The following is a 16,989-nucleotide window of genomic DNA, read 5'->3' as shown; positions in this document are numbered from 1 at the left end:
GCGATCAGGCCTTTATCTCGGGGGGCTGGCTGCCGTCCGGGTTGCGCAGGCGCAATTCGTTCAGCATGGTCTGGATGCGGGCGCGCTGGTTGGCGGGATAATCCTTGGGGTCGGGCAGCTTGCCCGTCATCACCCGCAACAGGGCATCGCGCGCGATGGGCGCCGCCGCGGTCGATCCGCCGCCGCCATGTTCCACCACCACCGCCACCGCATAGCGCGGCGCGTCAAAGGGCGCGAAGGCCACAAACAGCGCATGGTCGCGCTGCTTCCACGGCAGGTCGTTGTTGGAAACCACCCCGGTCTCGCGTTCGGAGGCCGAGATGTTGCGGACCTGGCTGGTGCCGGACTTGCCCGCCATCATCATGCTGTCGGTGACGATGCGCGCCGTGACCGAGGTGCCATGCGCGCCGTTGACCACCTGCTGCATGCCGGACCGGACGGAGTCCAGCTGCGTCGTTTCCATCCCGAGGGGCGGGGCGTCGGGGACCGGAACCTCTTTGCCGCCGATGGCGCGGATCAGGCGGGGCGCCACCAGCCGTCCGGTGGCCACCCGCGCCGTCATCACCGCCAGCTGCAGCGGCGTCGCCAGCACATAGCCCTGGCCGATGGCCGCGTTGATCGTGTCGCCGATCCGCCAATCCTGCTTGTAGCGGGTCTGCTTCCATTCCTTGGTCGGCAGGTTTCCTTCCGAGATCGCCGACATCGGCAGATCGTGGCGCTGGCCCAGCCCCATGGTCTTGCCCATCTCGGCCATCTTGTCGATGCCCACACGCTGGGCCACGTCATAGAAGAAGACGTCGCAGCTTTGCGCCAAAGCATGGGCCAGATCGACCCTGCCATGACCGCCCGATTTCCAGCAGTGGAACTTGCGCCCGCCGAAGTCGAGGTAGCCGGGGCAGTTCACGGTGGTGTTCACATCGATCTTGCCATCGGCCAGCGCCGCCAGCGCCGTGACGATCTTGAAGGTTGAACCGGGCGGATAGGCGCCCTGCACCACCTTGTTGGCCAGCGGGCGGTGGTCGTTCTCGGTCAGGATCGTGTAATCGGCGTTCGAGATGCCGCGCACGAAGAGGTTGGGGTTGAAGCTCGGGGCCGAGGCCGCGCCGATGATGTCGCCGTTCTGCACATCCATCACGATACAGGCCGCCGACTGGTCGCCCAGCCGGACTTGCAGGAAGTTCTGCACATCGGCATCCAGCGTCAGGGTCAGATCGGAGCCGGCCTGACCCTCGGTCCGGTCCAGCTCGCGCATCACGCGGCCGACATGGTTGACCTCGATCTTGCGGTTCCCGGCCGCGCCGCGCAGGATGTCTTCTTCCCACTTCTCGACCCCGATCTTGCCGATCTGGAATTTCGGGATGCGCAGCAGAGGATCAGGGTTCTCCAGTCCGGCGAGGTCCTTTTCGGACACCGGACCGACGTAGCCGACGATATGGGCGAAATCGGTGTCGCGCGGATAGACGCGGCTCAGGCCCACATCCGGCGTAACCCCGGGCAGGGCGGGGGCATTGACCGAGATCCGGCTGAAATCCTCCCAGCTCAGCCGGTCGGCCACCGGGATCGGCACGAAAGAGGGGTTGCGGTCGACATCCTTCATCACGCGCTGCAGATCGGAATCGGCGAGCGGGATCAGGTGGCTCAGCCGGTTCAGCACCATCTGCACATCGCCCGCCCCCTCGCGGGTGATGACGACGCGGTAGTTCTGCTCGTTGCCCGCGATCAGCTTGCCGTTGCGGTCCAGGATCAGCCCGCGTCCCGGCGGGATCAGCTGGATATTGACCCGGTTCTGCTCGGCCAGAAGCGCATATTCGTCGGACTGGTCGACGCCCAGATAGCGCATCCGCCCGGCCAGCACCGCCATGGTCGCGGCCATGCAGCCGCCCATGAACAGAGCGCGCCGGTTGATCTTGCGGGCGGAATCCTCGTTCTCGCGGGCGGGACGTTTCACATCTTCCTCCCATAGGCGTCAATCTCGCCCATCGCGGGCTTGTGCAGATCCAGACCATAGCGCGAGAAGGCCACGACGAAAGGATAGGCCAGCACCGACCAGATGATCTGCACCAGAGCATAGCCGAAAACCGGCTGCGGCAGGAAGGCCAGACCCATGATCAGCCGGTTGCCGAGAAAGACCGCGAACATCACGCCGGCGACCAGCAGCCATTCGACGCCAAAAGACAATTCCCGCGTCAGCGCCGCCCGGGCACGCACGAACTCCGCCCCCATCAGGACCATCGCCGTCCACAGGCCCGGCGGCCGCATCAGGAGAAAGTCCTCGACCAGAACAACGGCCGCAATCATCGGCACCGGCAGATACTCCGGCCGCCGCACGATCCAGGCGAGGATCAGACACAACAGGATATCCGGCCCCGGCAGATGGCCGGCGGTGGTGTCCAAGGGCAGAAGCCGCACGATCGTCAGAAGCACGACCACGCCGAGAAAGATCAGACGGTGCAGCCACAGCGATCCGATCCAGGCCCTAATCACTGCGGCCCCCCGTGGTGCCATCGGGCACGCTCTGGTCGGTGGTGGTATCGGCCCCCGTCACCGGCGCATCACCGCTGACCGGCGGCAGGCCACCGGCGGGCAGAAGCGGGCCCTGAAAGCCCGGCGGCAGCGGGCGCGGCGGTTCGGGCACCAGAAGTGCTCCGGGGTCGCTGATCGGCTGGCTTTCGTAGGAGCGCAGCACGCGCAGGAACTCCAGCCGCTGGTAATCGGCGGCGAGCACCACGCGCAGGCGCTTGTCCGGGCCAAGGGCGACCTGGCCGACCAGCAGACCCGCCGGAAAGACCTCCCCGTCGCCGGTGGTCACCACGCGGTCGCCGGGCTGGACCTGATCGGGATGTTCCAGAAAATCCAGCGGCGGCAGCATCGAGTTGTCGCCCGACAGGATCGCCTTTTGCCCCGAGGGCTGCACCGCCACCGGAATCCGGCTGGAACTGTCGGTCAGCAGGATCACCCGCGCGGTCCGCGCGCCGACGCCCGAGATGCGCCCGACAAGCCCGATGCCGTCCATCGTGGCCCAGCCGTCATGGATGCCGTCGCGGGTGCCGACGTTCAGCAGAACCGATTGCCGGAACGGGCTGCCGCTGTCGGCCAGCACCACGCCGGTGACATGGGTCAGCATCGGGTCAAGCCGCACGTTGTTCAGATCCAGAAGCCGGGCGTTCTTCTGTTCCAGCTGCAGGGCGGCCTCTTTCCAGGCCTTCATCTGCTGCAACTCATCCCGCAGCTGCTGGTTCTGCTGGTAAAGCCGCGTGTAGGACTGAAAGTTCGCGATCATCCCCGAGACGGTCGTCACCGGCACCGTGGCCCAGCTGAGGTCGGGCACCACGCGGTCCACCAAAGCGGTGCGGAACCGCTCGACCCGCGGGCTGTCGATGCGCCACAGGAGGAACAGCCCCAGCATGGCCAAGACCAGAAGTCCCACCAGCACCCGGCGCAGCGGGCGTGAGAAATCGTCAGGCGTATAGGAACGTGACTTGGCCATGGGGCCGCCTTGAGCCGGGATCAGCTATCGTAGTCGATGACGTGACGCAGTTGCTTCTCGTACTCCAAGGCTTTGCCGGTGCCCAGTGCCACGCAGTTCAAAGGTTCGTTGGCCACCGAGATCGACAGCCCGGTCTGTTCCCGCAAGGACAGGTCCAGATCGCCCAGCAAAGCACCACCGCCGGTCAGCATCACGCCGCGGTCGACGATATCGGCGGCGAGGTCGGGGGGCGTCGTCTCGAGCGCCTGCATCACCGCGTCGCAGATCTGCTGGACCGGTTCGGACAGGGCCTCGGCCACCTGGGCCTGGTTGATCTCGGTTTCCTTGGGCACGCCGTTCAGAAGGTCGCGGCCGCGGATCTGGATCGAGGCGCCACGGCCATCGTCGGGCATCCGTGCGGTGCCGATCGTGGTCTTGATGCGCTCGGCGGTGGATTCACCGATCAGCAGGTTCTGATGGCGGCGCAGGTAGTTGATGATCGCCTCGTCCATGCGATCCCCGCCAACGCGGACCGAACGGGCGTAGACGATATCACCCAGGCTCAGGACCGCGACTTCCGTGGTGCCGCCGCCGATATCGACGACCATGTTGCCGGTAGGATCAGTGATCGGCATGCCTGCGCCAATCGCCGCTGCAATCGGTTCGGCGATCAGACCGGCGCGGCGGGCGCCAGCCGAGAGGACCGACTGACGGATGGCGCGCTTTTCCACCGGGGTGGCACCGTAAGGCACGCAGACGATGATCTTGGGTTTGGAGAAGGTCGAGCGTTTGTGGACCTTGCGGATGAAATGTTTGATCATTTCTTCCGCCGTGTCGAAGTCGGCGATGACACCGTCGCGCATCGGGCGGATCGCCTCGATGCTGCCGGGTGTGCGGCCCAGCATCAGCTTGGCATCCTCGCCCACGGCCAGAACCTGCTTCTTGCCGTCCTTGACGTGGTAGGCCACGACCGAGGGTTCATTCAGGATGATGCCCCGGCCTTTGACATAGACCAGAGTATTGGCTGTCCCAAGGTCGATCGCCATGTCTGAAGAAAACAGACCGGAGAAGATGCTGGAGAGTATCGACATGCTGTGGCGCCCCGCTGGCCCGAAAAAGAAAACAGACCCGCGACTCAGGCGAGAAGCGGGCGTCTTCCTATAGGGTCTGGCACAAATGGGCGAAAGGCCCAAGGTCTTTTGACCGCACCTTTCCGCCAAGCCTAGGTCGGTTTTAGATTATGCGATACTTGGTCGGTACTGAGGTCCAATTGCAGCCAATTCCTTTACATTTTCCGATATTTTGCCCTGTTGCCACGGGCAGGCCTATCCTGATGCCTGCCTCTGGCCCTATGCTTTCGATCACCGAGACGTGCGGGGAGCGCAGCAAAAATGGGCGGTTTTGACGGAAGGGTGGCCTTGGTCACCGGGGCGGGCAGCGAGACGGGAATCGGTTTTGCCATCGCGTCCGCGCTGCAAAAGGCCGGGGCGCGGGTTTGCGTGACCTCGACCACCGGGCGGATTTTCGACCGGGCGGCGGAATTGGGCTGCATGGGCCATGTGGCCGACCTGACCGATCCGGGCCAGGTCGCCGGGCTTTTTGCGGCTGTGGCCGCCGCTCTGGGGCCGGTGGAGGTGCTGATCAACAATGCCGGCATGGTGCAAAGCGGCAAGAAGGTGAAACGGTCGAAACTCGGCGGGATTGGCGATGCCGACTGGGCGCATCACATGGCGCTGAACGTGGGCGTGACCTTCCACTGCATCCGCGCGGCCTTGCCCGCGATGCAGGCGGCGGGTTTCGGGCGGATCGTCAACATCGCCTCGGTCACCGGGCCGATGGTCACCATCGACGGATCCTCGGGCTACTCCACCGCCAAGGCCGCGATCACCGGCATGACCCGCTCGGTTGCTTTGGAATACGGGCGCGAGGGGATCACCTGCAACGCGGTCTTGCCGGGCTGGATTGGCACGGCCTCGTCAAGCCCGAAGGAGATCAAGGCGGGAAAAGCCACACCCGCAGGGCGCCCCGGCACGGCGGAGGAGGTGGCGGCCTGTGCGGTCTTCCTCGCCTCGGACGGGGCCTCTTACGTCAACGGGTCGATGCTGGTGGTGGACGGCGGCAATACGCTGGTCGAGATGAAGGGCGCGGGATTCTGACGCAATTGCCGGGTGCAAACCGACTTCGCCCGTGACTCCACAGTCCTGCGGTCTATCGCCCCGTGTCCTCCAAAGCGTGGAGCAGGACGGGGTCAAATCCCAATTCCCGCATCTGCTTCAAGGGAAGGACTACGATATCTCCGCAGTCCTGTGCGACATGCGGCAGACCGAAAGGCATCAGGCCGATACCGCGCTCGGGCTGGTTTAGCCAGACTGCGAACCAGTTGTCTTGCGCACGGATCACCTCTCGACAGTCTTGCGGGAGAGAGGTGGCCAGCGACAGATAAAGCCGGGTTAGCGCTGGGCCGAAATGGAAAGCGTCGGGGAAGGAAGCATCACGCGGGCCTTTAAATTCGGTGGGAAAAAGTGATTGAAGGTCAACTTCTTCGCCCGATGTCAGATCGAAGGTAATGGGCATCAGACTCTCTTCCGGGTGGGCAGAGCCGGTACAGGAGACATCTTCCATTACGAGCAGCGACAAAAAGCGCGGTCCGGCGAAGGCGACCTCGACCCAGCGCGCGAAATCGGAACGCGGCGGATCAGTATTGCAGGCGGCTGCATCCGAGACCGCCTCCTGGTCGAGCGCGGTCAGCCGGTCATTGATGCGAAGGCTGGCCGAATCCGAAGCAGCGAGTCGCGGAAGCGCGGCGATGCCAGATGCCAGATCCGGCGGGAAGATCAGTCCCCTATGCCGGTCCTGAGCCGAGGCGGGCAGGGCAAGCGCGACGAAAATCGCGATCCCTGCCCTTACCATTCTTAATGGTGGTCTTTGTAGGACACGAACTTGGTATCCGCATCCGGCGCCATCTTCTGCCGCCGCACGATCAGCCGGTTCAGTGCGTTCACATAGGCCTTCACCGAAGCCACGACCGTATCGGTATCGGCCGACTGGCCGGTGGCGATGCGGCCGTCTTCCGACAGGCGGACCGAAACCGTGGCCTGCGCATCGGTGCCCTCGGTCACGGCGGAGACCTGGTACAGTTCCAGCGTGGCCTTGTGCGGGAAGAGCTCGTCCACCGCGTTGAAGGCAGCATCGACCGGGCCGTCGCCGGTGGTGTCGGTCGATTTCTCGACGCCGTCGATCAGCAGGGTCAGCTCCGCCTCGCGCGGGCCCTCGGTGCCGCAGACGACGCGCAGGCGCTTGACCTGCAGGAAGTCGTTCTCGTCATTGGTGGCCTCTTCCTTGACCAGGGCGACCAGGTCCTCGTCGTAGACCTCTTTCTTCTGGTCGGCCAAGGTCTTGAAGCGGACGAAGACGTCGTTCAGCTGGTTCTCGGCCAGATCGAAGCCCAGATCCTTCAGCTTGGACCGCAGCGCAGCGCGGCCGGAATGCTTGCCCATCTGGATATTGGTGGCGTTCAGCCCGATATCCTCGGGGCGCATGATCTCGAAGGTCTGGACGTTCTTCAGGACGCCATCCTGATGGATTCCGCTTTCATGCAGAAAAGCGTTCTTGCCGACGATGGCCTTGTTGAACTGGACCGGAAAGCCCGAGACGGCGCTGACGCGGCGCGACAGGTTCATGATCTTGGTGGTGTCGATCTTGGTCTGGTAGGGCAGGATGTCGTTGCGCACGCGCATCGCCATCACGACCTCTTCCAGCGCCGTGTTGCCGGCACGTTCGCCCAACCCGTTGATCGTGCATTCGATCTGGCGCGCCCCCGCCTCGACCGCGGCCAAGGAGTTCGCGGTCGCCATGCCCAGGTCGTTATGGCAATGGGTCGCGAAGATGATCTCATCCGCACCCGGCACGCGTTCCAGCAGCATCGCGATCAGCTTGGCGGATTCAAAGGGATAGGTGTAGCCCACGGTGTCGGGAATGTTGATCGTGGTGGCACCGGCCTTGATGGCAATCTCGACCACCCGGCACAGGTAATCATGCTCGGTCCGCGTCGCATCCATCGGGCTCCACTGGATATTGTCGCAGAGGTTGCGGGCATGGGTCACGGTGTCGTGGATCCGCTCAGCCATCTGGTCCATGTCCAGATTGGGGATGGCGCGGTGCAGGGGCGAGGTGCCGATGAAGGTGTGGATCCGCGGCGAGGGCGCGTATTTCACCGCCTCCCAGCAACGGTCGATATCCTTGAAATTGGCGCGCGCCAGACCGCAGATGGTGGAGTTCTTCGAGCGGCGGGCAATCTCGCTCACGGCCTGAAAGTCGCCATCCGAGGCGATCGGGAAACCGGCCTCGATGATGTCGACGCCCATCTCGTCCAGGAGGCCGGCGATTTCCAGCTTTTCCTCGTGGGTCATGGTGGCGCCGGGGGATTGTTCCCCGTCACGCAGCGTGGTGTCGAAAATCAAGACGCGGGGTTGGGCGTTTTTGTCGGTCATGTCGCTGATCCTTGGGAGAGTTTCTTAGCTGTAGCTTCGGGCGCTGATCACCTCCGAGCGGTCGCACCCAAGGGGCACGCTCAGAGGCGGCTAAGAAGAAGCAGACCCAAGGCAAGGTCGTGCGACGGCAGGGGGTGGGCCCCCGTTGCAGCGCTGGACATGATGCGTTCCTTGGTCATGGGGCGAGACTATAAGGAGGATTGCGGAAAAGGAAAGGGGGCGCGGGGTATTTTTGCGCGCCCGTCCGGCCGGGCCTTTTTCCCGGCGAAAGCGGCGCGGACAGGCCGAATCGTGGTGGTGCGGGGCCACGGCCTGCGCCTTTTCCGCACGGCCCCGACCAAAGTCCGAAAACGGCAGGGCCAAAGGTCGTAAACTGGGGTTTAGGCGGTGTTTTGGCCGGTTTAGGACCACGATCTTAAACCTCAGGTCCATTTCCCTCTGGTGCCGGTGCCGTCATGGTCAGGACATCGCCACCTCGGGCTCTTGCCTTCTTGGGTGGCTTTCCCAACCGACAGGAACCAGACCCAGACACGAGACACCAGAGCAGCGGTATCGCACCTGTTCATCCCCCATATGCCAGGGATGCGATGCGACGCCTGTCCCCAGGCGGCTGCCCTGTTCCACCCTGCCCGCGCCCGCGCTTCCCCCAAGCCTGTCCCACTTGGGGGCGCTACTTCGCGGCGATGATCCCGGGCGTTGGCCGGGCAGGGTGGCTTGATCTTTAAGTCTGGTTCCTGCGGCGGATCTCCCTGTCCCCTTCAAGGAAATAACCATGAAACGCATTCTTCTTCTGTCCGCAGGACTTGTCCTGACCGCCAACATGGCGCTGGCCAGCGTCACCCCCGCGGCACTTGCCGCCGCCTATCAGGCCGAGGGCTATTCCGACGTGCATGTCACCCAGGGTCCGAGCCAGATCAAGGTCGAGGCGGTGCGCGACCATGCGCGGGTCGAGGTCGTCTATGACGCGACCTCGGGTGCCATCCTGAAGCAGGAGGATTCCGTGGCGCGCGGCGCAGGCTCCGGCGTCACGAAAATCGCCGCGACCGACAAGGATTTTCTCGATGACTCGGGGAGCGACCCCGAGGATCTGAACGACGACGCCGGGGACGACAACGGCACCGGCGGCGAGACCGAGCACGAATCGGAGCACGAGTCCGAACATGACGGCGGCGATCATGGCGGTTCAGGCCATGATGGCGGCGAAGGCGGCGGTGAAGACTGAGCCCGCCACCGCCCTAAAATCCGGCGGGCCCGTCAGCGGGGGCCCGCCGTCCCGCGCTTCCCTATCCACAGACAGCCCTTGCCGCAGGAACGTGGATAGCTGATACAGTTCCCAACAGCCGGCAAGACCGGGGTGGACCATGCAAAGACGCCAATTTCTGAGCCAAATCTCCGCGACCCTTGCCCTGTCTGCAGGCGGGCTTGCCGCAGGCCGGGCCTCCGCCTCGCCTTTCGGCGACGAGGTTGCGGCCCAGTTGAAAAGGCAGGGTTTTTCCACCATCTCCAAGGAAACCACCTGGCTCGGGCGCGAGCGCATCCTGGCGGACCGCAAGGATGGCCAGCGCGAGATCATCCTGAACCCGCGCACCGGAGAGATCCTGCGCGACACCTGGATCACCCGCAACGGCGTCGCCTCCGGCCGGCCGATCGTCGATGACGTGGAAGACAGTTCCTCCGGTTCCGGGTCTGGATCCGGCTCTGGCTCGGATGACGGTTCGAGCGGCAATTCCGGTTCGGGCGGTGGGTCTGACGATGGCTCCGGAGACGATTCCGGCGGTGACTCTGGTGGTGATTCTGGCGGCGACTCGGGGGGAGACTCCGGAGGCGGATCTGGCGGCAAGGGCGGCGACAAGGGTGGCGGCAAGGGCAAGGAAGATTGAGCATTTTGCGGCGTGAAGGTTTCGGGGGCAAGGCAATGGCGTGCGGTCATCTCGGCGGCGCGCCTGTCGGCTGCGCATGTGACATTCCCTGCCGCGGAGCGTTTTGATGGGGCGGCTTGCGATCGTCGCCCTGGTGTTTCTGGCGCAGGCGCTCTGCGCGATCCTGTTCGTCTCGGATGTCTTCTCCTCGCTTCTTGGCTTTGAAGCCGCGCCGCTGTCCTGGGAAACCCGCGAACTGCTGGAGATGGGGGCCGCCCTTGGCCTGATCATCGGCGCGGTTCTGGGCGGGCTTGCGATGCGCCGCGCGGTGCAGGACCGCAACAAGGCGCAGGAACGGCTGCGCCGTGCCTCGGGCGCCTTTCTGGATCTGCTGGAGGAGCGTTTCACCGAATGGGGCCTGACCCCCGCCGAACGCGACGTGGCGCTTTTCGCGATCAAGGGCATGTCGACGGCCGAGATTTCGTTGCTGCGCTCCACCTCCGAAGGGACGGTCAAGGCGCAGACCAATGCGATCTACCGCAAGGCCGGCGTCTCGGGGCGCTCGCAGCTCCTCAGCCTGTTCATCGACGACCTGATGCGCGACGACAATACCGTGCGCCCGCCCCTTAAGGCCGTGGCCAACGGCTAGCGCGCGCCCTTTTCCGGCACCGCATTGGCCTGCAAAACCTCCAGCGGCACCACGTCGAGCGTGCGGCGGTGGGTGGCCTTGAGGTTGACCTGCGGCGCCGCCCCCTCGTCATGCGCCTGCAGGAAGCGGTCGGCACACAGACACCAGCAATCTCCCGGCTTCAGCCCGGCAAAGCCGTATTCCGGCCGGGGCGTCGACAGGTCGTTGCCGAGGTATTTCGACATGGCCAGAAATTCCGCCGTCATCACCGCGCAGACCGTGTGCTGGCCGCGATCCGCCGGCCCGGTGTCACAGCAGCCATTGCGGAAAAACCCGGTCAGCGGCTTGGTCGAGCAGGGGGCCAGCGCCTCGCCCAGCACATTGATGGATGGCTCTTTCATCGCGCGTCCTTTGCCCGCTTGATCGGGCAAGATGCCCGACGCAGGTGCAATCTAGCGCGAATTCCAAATTTGAACAGCCAAGGCGCGCGCTTGACAGGTGCAATCGCGCCGTTGCCGGCTATCATCGGCGGCAAACCCCCTTGCCCCACGGACCCAGCATGACGCTCGCCCCCGCCGACCTGACTGCCGCCACCGCCCCCCTGCCGCAGGCCCGGTCGATGCCTGCAGGGTTCTACACCGACCCCGCCCATTTTGCCCGCGAGCGTGAGGCCCTGTTCCTGCGCCACTGGTTCTTTCTCTGCCGCGAGGAGATGCTGCCCGAGCCCGGCGACTACCGCGCCTTCGACAGCCCCGGCGGCCCGATCGTCGCCCTGCGCGGGTCGGACGGCGTCCTGCGCTGCTTTGCCAATTACTGCCGCCACCGCGGCTCGATCCTTCTGGAAGGGCAGGGCAACACTGGCGGCAAGGTCATGTGCCCCTATCACGGCTGGAGCTACCTCGCAGATGGCCGCCTCTACGGCTGCCCCGACATGAAGGACGCCGAAGGCTTTGACCGCCGCGAAAACGGCATGGTGCCGCTGGCGGTGGACAGCTGGGCCGGCTTCGTCTTCGCCCGTTTCGCGGCCGATGGYCCGACGCTCGCCGAACATCTGGGCGACCTGCCGGACCGCTTCGCCTCGCATCGGCCGGAAGAAATGCGATGCACCTGGACCGTGACGCTGGAACCGCAGTGCAACTGGAAACTGATCCTCGAGAACGCGATGGAGACCTATCACACCGGTATCGTCCACCGCGACACCGTGGGGGCGCAGACCTCGCGCACCCTGCCGACCCAGGGCAACTGGATCTGCATCCAGGTGATTTCGGGCCGTTCCATCGCCACCCTGTCCGACACGGTTCCGCCCTTCGATCCGATCCCCGGCCTCGATGATGACGCCCGCTTGGGCACCTATTTCACCGTGGCCCTGCCCACGATGCAATTCGCTGTGGCGCAGGATTGCCTCTGGTGGCTGAACGTCACCCCCATTTCCGCCGACAAATCCCGGCTGGAGATTGGCGGCTGTTTCCCCGCTTCCCGGCTGGAGCAGCCCGATTTCGAGACCCGCGCCGCACCCTATTACGACCGCTGGGAAAGGGTCGGGCGCGAGGATGTCGGTATCCTGGAAAAGCAGCAAAGGGCGCTTTCCTCCGCGCTCTACCGTCCCGGGCCGCTTTCGGGCCGTGATGACATGGTGCAGGCCCTGGGCATCTGGGTGCTGGATCAGATGGGCCTGCATGCCGGGAGTTGAGGTTTTATCTGCACCGCTTCCCCTTTACCGTGCCTCCGGCCTTTTCTATAAGGCCGGCATGGAATTCCTCCGCGTGATCATCGCCCGAATTATCGGCCCGGCGTCCTGACCCCAGACGCCGGGATTTTGGCGCATGCCGCCTGACCGAACCACGCCCCCTTTCAGGCCCTCCTTGAGGGCCCACCCCCCAAAGGACCGCCCCGATGTGCGCTGACACGCCTGCGACCGCCCCCGACTACCGCGACACCGTCTTCCTGCCCGAAACCGACTTTCCGATGCGCGCAGGCCTGCCGCAGCGCGAGCCCGACTGGCTGGCCCGGTGGGAGCGGATCGGCGTCTACGACCGGTTGCGCGCCAAAAAGGCCGCCGATGGCGGCAAGCGCGCCGATTTCACCCTGCACGACGGCCCGCCCTACGCCAACGGCCACCTCCACATCGGCCATGCACTGAACAAGGTGTTGAAGGACATGGTGGTGCGCAGCCAGCAGATGATGGGCAAGGACGCCCGCTATGTGCCGGGCTGGGATTGCCACGGGTTGCCGATCGAATGGAAGATCGAGGAGCAATACCGCGCCAAGGGTCTGAACAAGGACGACGTGGACGTCGTGGCCTTCCGCCAGGAATGCCGCAAGTTCGCCGAGGGCTGGATCGACGTGCAGCGCGCCGAGTTCAAGCGGCTCGGCATCACCGGCAACTGGGACAACCCCTACCTCACGATGAACTTCCACGCCGAGGCGGTCATCGCCGACGAGTTCATGAAGTTCCTGATGAACGGCAGCCTGTATCAGGGCAGCAAGCCGGTGATGTGGTCACCGGTGGAGAAGACCGCGCTGGCCGAAGCGGAGGTCGAGTATCACGACCTGACCAGCCATACGATCTGGGTTAGGTTTAAGGTTTTGGGCCAAGGCGAATTCACTGAGAACGTTGCCGAAATTGGCGAGGAGGAATTCAATAAGGGCGATGTGGAAGGTTTTCATGCAATTGCACAGGCGCTGCACAACGAAGTGCCGCTGTCGGTTGTAATCTGGACCACGACCCCATGGACCATCCCGCAAAACCGCGCCGTCTCATTCAATCCGACGATTGCTTACGGTCTCTATGAAGTCACGCGCACGGCAGAGGACGGCTCCACTTCTCTTGAGCGGGTCATCGTTGCAGATAAGCTGTCTGAGGCGGTCTTTGCGGCAGCAAAGCTCGAACCCTCCGCCGTTCGTCGCCTGTCGCGCTTCAACCCTGAAGCGCTCATCCTCGCTCACCCCTACCGCGGCATCGAAGGCGGCAACGGCGAATGGGACTATGACGTTCCCTTGCTTCCCGGCGACCATGTGACCGACGATACGGGCACCGGTTTTGTCCACACGGCCCCCTCCCACGGCGATGACGACTATCAGATGGGGCTGAAGTTCCAGTTGCCGATGACCTACAACGTCGAGGCCGACGGCAGCTATCGCAAGGATCTGCCGGTCTTCGGCGGTCAGGCGATCCTGACGCCGGAAGGCAAGGAAGGTCCCGCCAATGTCAGCAATATCAAGGCACTGGCGGCGACGGGCACTCTCTTCGCCAAGGGCAAGCTGAAGCACTCCTACCCGCATTCCTGGCGCTCCAAGGCGCCCTTGATCTACCGCAACACGCCGCAATGGTTTGTGGCGATCGACAAGCCGCTGGAAGATGGCCTCTCGACCTATGGCGACACGATCCGCAAGCGGGCGCTGAACTCGATCAACCAGCTGGTGACCTGGACGCCGCAGACCGGGCGCAACCGCCTGCATTCGATGATCGAAGCGCGGCCGGATTGGGTTCTGTCGCGCCAGCGCGCCTGGGGCGTGCCGCTGACCTGCTTCACCAAGGTCGGTGCCAAGCCGACCGACGCCGACTTCCTCTTGCGCAATCCCGACGTGAACGCCCGCATCCGCGAGGCTTTTGAGGCCGAGGGCGCCGATGTCTGGTATGTGGAGGGCTTCAAGGAAAAGATGCTGCATGGCATCGTCGATCCTGCGGCCTACCAACAGGTCTTCGACGTGCTGGACGTCTGGTTTGATAGCGGCTCCACCCATGCTTTCGTGCTGCGCGACCGTGAGGATGGCAGTTCGGACGGCATCGCCGACCTCTATCTGGAGGGCACCGACCAGCACCGCGGCTGGTTCCACTCCTCGATGCTGCAGGCCTGCGGCACCAAGGGGCGCGCACCCTATCGCGGTGTGCTGACCCATGGCTTCACGCTGGACGAGAAGGGCATGAAGATGTCCAAATCGCTTGGCAATACCGTGGCGCCGCAAGCGGTGATCGACGAATACGGCGCCGATATCCTGCGGCTTTGGGTGGCGCAGGCCGATTACACGGTCGATCTGCGCATCGGGAAAGAGATCCTGAAAGGCGTCGCCGACAGCTACCGCCGCCTGCGCAACACGATGCGCTTCCTTCTGGGCAACCTCAAGGACTTCTCGGAAGCCGAGCGGGTCGAGGCCAACGAGATGCCCGAACTGGAGCAATGGGTGCTGCACCGTCTGGCCGAGCTGGATACCGAAGTCCGCGAAGGCTATGCCAAGTACGACTTCCAGGGCGTGTTCCAGAAGCTTTTCACCTTCGCCACCACCGATCTTTCGGCGGTCTATTTCGACATCCGCAAGGACAGCCTCTACTGCGATGCGCCCTCGGCCCTGACCCGGCGGTCGGCGCGGACCGTGCTGGATATCCTGTTCCACCGGTTGACGACCTGGCTGGCGCCGATCCTCGTCTTCACGATGGAGGAGGTCTGGCTCTGCCGCTTCCCCGGCGAGGACTCCTCCCTGCACCTGCAAGACATGCCCGAGACGCCAAAGGCCTGGCTGAACCCGGGACTTGCCGCGAAGTGGGAGGGCATCCGCACCGCTCGCCGCGTGGTCACCGGCGCTTTGGAGGTGCAGCGCACCGCCAAGGTGATCGGCGCGAGCCTGGAGGCGGCCCCGGTGGTCCATGTTGCCGAAACCGCGATCCTTGCGGCGCTGAAATCGGTGGATTTCGCCCAGCTTTGCATCACCTCCGCCATCCAGATGACCGGCGACGACGAACCGCCGGAAGCCTTCCGCTTGCCGGAAGTGCCGGGCATCGGGGTGGTCTTCGAGAAGGCGGATGGGCAGAAATGCGAGCGCTGCTGGCGGGTTCTGCCCGATGTCGGCAGCCACAAGCACCCCGGTACCTGTGAACGGTGCAACGCCGCTTTGGGCTGATCCGGCTCCGGCAAGATGGGCAGATTGCCCATCCTACGGACACGTGCGGGGCGCGGCTTCTGTCGCGAGAAGCTGTTCAAGCTCGTGCCGCGTCAGGCCGATGTCGGCAAGATAGCGGTCATCGGCGCGGCGCAAGAGCCAGCCCATCGAGGCGCGTCTTGCCCGGCGTTGCCGGAGGTTTGTGAGGAATGTCATCAGCATGGCCCCGGTTTGGGCTTTGGATTGACATAAGACAAACGAATATCCATTATGCCTGCTATCGCCCCGATTGATGGCAGACATGATCCCGCTCGACAGTGACCTGATGCGCAGCTTTCTGGAAGTGGCCGAGACCGGATCGGTCACCGCCGCAGCCGATCGGCTGGGGCGGACGCAATCGGCAGTCTCGATGCAGATACGCCGGTTGGAGGACAGCCTCGGCCAGCCCCTGTTCGACCGCCTGCCAAGGGGCGTCGCGCTGACCGCGCGCGGTGCGCAGCTTTTGCCCTATGCGCGGCGGGTCACCGGGTTGTTGGAGGAAGCCGCCACCGCGCTGCGGGAAAAGCCGCTGGATGGGCCGGTGCGGATCGGCATCCCGGATGAATATATCGAAACCGTGCTGCCACGCGCCCTTGCGGCCTTTGGCGCCCGCCATCCGGCGGTGGAGGTGACGGTGCGCTGCGATTTCACCGCCCCGCAACTCCGCGCTTTGGAGGCTGACGAGATCGACCTCGCCGTGGTGTTTGACAGCAGCCACACCGCGGACGGCGAGGTTCTGGGCATCGACCCCACGGTCTGGGTTGCCTCGGTCTCGCATGGGCTGCATCTGCAACGGCCGGTGCCGGTGGCGCTCTATTTCCGCGGCGATTGGTGTCGGGACTTCGCCCTGCGCTCGCTGGACCAGCAGGGGATCGGCTGGCGCAAGGCCTTTGAATGCGACACGGCGGGGTCCTTGCGGATCGCGGCGCGCACCGGACTTGCGATTGCGCCGATCTCGCGCAGCACGATCCCGCCGGATTGCCGGGAGCTGACCGAGGCGGACGGTTTCCCCGTCATCGACCGGTCGCGCGTGGTGCTGCGGCGCAACCCGCGTGGCACCTCGCCGGCCATCGAAGGATTGGTCGACACGCTGCGCGAGGCCTTTCGGCCGCTGGCAGGTGTGACATGACGGCGACTTGGCACAGCCCCCTCGGCCCGATCAGCCTGCGCGAGGCGGAGGGCGTCATCGTCTCTCTCGACTGGCGCGCCAGCGACGAGGAAGCCACGCCCCTGATCCGCGAGGGTCTGGCCCAGCTGCAGGCCTATTTCGTCGGCACCCTGACCCGGTTCGACCTGCCTTTGGCCTTTGGCACCGGCCTGCACGAAAAGGTGCGCCGCGCCATGGCGGCGATCCCCTTTGGCGAGACCCTGACCTATGGCGACATCGCCCGCGCCGTGCAGGCCCCGGCGCAGGCGGTCGGCCAGGCCTGCGGCGCCAATCCGGTGCCGATCCTGATCCCCTGCCACCGGGTCCTGGGGGCCAAGACCCTCGGCGGTTTCTCCGCCAAAGGCGGGGTCGAGACCAAGGTCTGGCTTCTGCGCCACGAGGGCGCGGCGGGTCTTTTGATCTGACGCCTGCGGGGCGGAAGGGCCCTGACGCACCGGCATGTCAAAATTCGTGCAAATCCAAAG

At 64.7% G+C, this 16,989-nt stretch carries 16 protein-coding genes; 8 read left to right on the top strand and 8 right to left on the bottom strand.

What is annotated here, in order from left to right:
* Positions 1–4: 4 nt before the first annotated feature.
* Genes mrdA through AC1DVR_RS21575 form a run of 4 tightly spaced genes read right to left on the bottom strand, consistent with a single transcriptional unit; the run spans position 5 to position 4,557 of the window.
* Positions 5–1,948 (bottom strand): penicillin-binding protein 2, encoded by a 1,944-nt coding sequence (mrdA, locus tag AC1DVR_RS21590; RefSeq protein ID WP_478002686.1) that lies wholly within the window; start codon positions 1,946–1,948, stop codon positions 5–7.
* Complete coding sequence (locus tag AC1DVR_RS21585) at positions 1,945–2,484, bottom strand: rod shape-determining protein MreD (RefSeq protein WP_478002685.1); 540 nt, start codon at positions 2,482–2,484, stop codon at positions 1,945–1,947. The genes mrdA and AC1DVR_RS21585 overlap by 4 nt, the downstream gene beginning before the upstream one ends.
* Positions 2,477–3,487: a rod shape-determining protein MreC gene (gene mreC / locus AC1DVR_RS21580; protein WP_478002684.1), complete on the bottom strand. Its 1,011-nt coding sequence runs from the start codon at positions 3,485–3,487 to the stop codon at positions 2,477–2,479. The genes AC1DVR_RS21585 and mreC overlap by 8 nt, the downstream gene beginning before the upstream one ends.
* Positions 3,488–3,507: 20 nt before the next feature.
* Positions 3,508–4,557, bottom strand: coding sequence for a rod shape-determining protein (locus AC1DVR_RS21575; protein WP_478002683.1), 1,050 nt, complete (start codon positions 4,555–4,557; stop codon positions 3,508–3,510).
* Between the two features lie 300 nt (positions 4,558–4,857).
* On the opposite strand from AC1DVR_RS21575, the gene AC1DVR_RS21570 reads away from it, so the two are divergent.
* Positions 4,858–5,622 (top strand): SDR family NAD(P)-dependent oxidoreductase, encoded by a 765-nt coding sequence (locus AC1DVR_RS21570; protein ID WP_478002682.1) that lies wholly within the window; start codon positions 4,858–4,860, stop codon positions 5,620–5,622.
* A gap of 52 nt (positions 5,623–5,674) precedes the next feature.
* Here AC1DVR_RS21570 and AC1DVR_RS21565 read toward each other — a convergent pair whose 3' ends face one another.
* Both AC1DVR_RS21565 and AC1DVR_RS21560 read right to left on the bottom strand, forming a co-directional pair.
* Complete coding sequence (locus AC1DVR_RS21565) at positions 5,675–6,376, bottom strand: hypothetical protein (RefSeq protein ID WP_478002681.1); 702 nt, start codon at positions 6,374–6,376, stop codon at positions 5,675–5,677.
* A 2-nt stretch (positions 6,377–6,378) separates the two neighbouring features.
* Positions 6,379–7,956, bottom strand: coding sequence for a 2-isopropylmalate synthase (locus AC1DVR_RS21560; protein ID WP_478002680.1), 1,578 nt, complete (start codon positions 7,954–7,956; stop codon positions 6,379–6,381).
* Between the two features lie 772 nt (positions 7,957–8,728).
* On the opposite strand from AC1DVR_RS21560, the gene AC1DVR_RS21555 reads away from it, so the two are divergent.
* The 3 genes from AC1DVR_RS21555 (at position 8,729) to AC1DVR_RS21545 (ending at position 10,464) form a co-directional block, all read left to right on the top strand.
* Positions 8,729–9,178 (top strand): hypothetical protein, encoded by a 450-nt coding sequence (locus AC1DVR_RS21555; RefSeq protein WP_478002679.1) that lies wholly within the window; start codon positions 8,729–8,731, stop codon positions 9,176–9,178.
* A 139-nt stretch (positions 9,179–9,317) separates the two neighbouring features.
* Positions 9,318–9,836 carry a hypothetical protein gene (locus tag AC1DVR_RS21550; protein WP_478002678.1) on the top strand — a complete coding sequence of 173 codons (519 nt, stop codon included), beginning with the start codon at positions 9,318–9,320 and terminating at the stop codon, positions 9,834–9,836.
* 106 nt (positions 9,837–9,942) lie between these two features.
* A complete protein-coding gene (locus AC1DVR_RS21545; protein ID WP_478002677.1) occupies positions 9,943–10,464 on the top strand; it encodes a helix-turn-helix transcriptional regulator in 522 nt (173 codons plus the stop codon).
* On the opposite strand, the gene AC1DVR_RS21540 is transcribed toward AC1DVR_RS21545, so the two are convergent.
* Positions 10,461–10,844, bottom strand: a complete 384-nt coding sequence (locus AC1DVR_RS21540) for a DUF2237 family protein (RefSeq protein WP_478002676.1) — start codon at positions 10,842–10,844, stop codon at positions 10,461–10,463. The genes AC1DVR_RS21545 and AC1DVR_RS21540 overlap by 4 nt on opposite strands.
* Positions 10,845–11,002: 158 nt before the next feature.
* Between AC1DVR_RS21540 and AC1DVR_RS21535 the strand changes: the two genes are divergently transcribed.
* Together AC1DVR_RS21535 and ileS are read left to right on the top strand one after the other, a co-directional pair.
* Positions 11,003–12,133, top strand: a complete 1,131-nt coding sequence (locus tag AC1DVR_RS21535; RefSeq protein WP_478002675.1) for an aromatic ring-hydroxylating oxygenase subunit alpha — start codon at positions 11,003–11,005, stop codon at positions 12,131–12,133.
* A gap of 203 nt (positions 12,134–12,336) precedes the next feature.
* The gene (ileS, locus tag AC1DVR_RS21530; RefSeq protein ID WP_478002674.1) at positions 12,337–15,339 is read left to right on the top strand and encodes an isoleucine--tRNA ligase; all 3,003 of its coding nucleotides are present in this window, start codon (positions 12,337–12,339) and stop codon (positions 15,337–15,339) included.
* Between the two features lie 33 nt (positions 15,340–15,372).
* Here ileS and AC1DVR_RS21525 read toward each other — a convergent pair whose 3' ends face one another.
* Complete coding sequence (locus AC1DVR_RS21525; RefSeq protein ID WP_478002673.1) at positions 15,373–15,534, bottom strand: hypothetical protein; 162 nt, start codon at positions 15,532–15,534, stop codon at positions 15,373–15,375.
* Positions 15,535–15,619: 85 nt separating this feature from the next.
* Here AC1DVR_RS21525 and AC1DVR_RS21520 point away from each other — a divergent pair, with 85 nt between their 5' ends.
* Entirely contained in the window at positions 15,620–16,486 is an 867-nt protein-coding gene (locus AC1DVR_RS21520; RefSeq protein ID WP_478002672.1) for a LysR family transcriptional regulator, read from the top strand.
* A complete protein-coding gene (locus AC1DVR_RS21515) occupies positions 16,483–16,929 on the top strand; it encodes a methylated-DNA--[protein]-cysteine S-methyltransferase (RefSeq protein ID WP_478002671.1) in 447 nt (148 codons plus the stop codon). The genes AC1DVR_RS21520 and AC1DVR_RS21515 overlap by 4 nt, the downstream gene beginning before the upstream one ends.
* The last annotated feature ends 60 nt before the right edge of the window (positions 16,930–16,989 follow it).

This window comes from Rhodobacter sp. P2_H5, assembly GCF_056403335.1.
The sequence above is the reverse complement of the archived record's forward strand: the minus strand, read 5'-3'. Positions and strand labels throughout refer to the sequence as shown.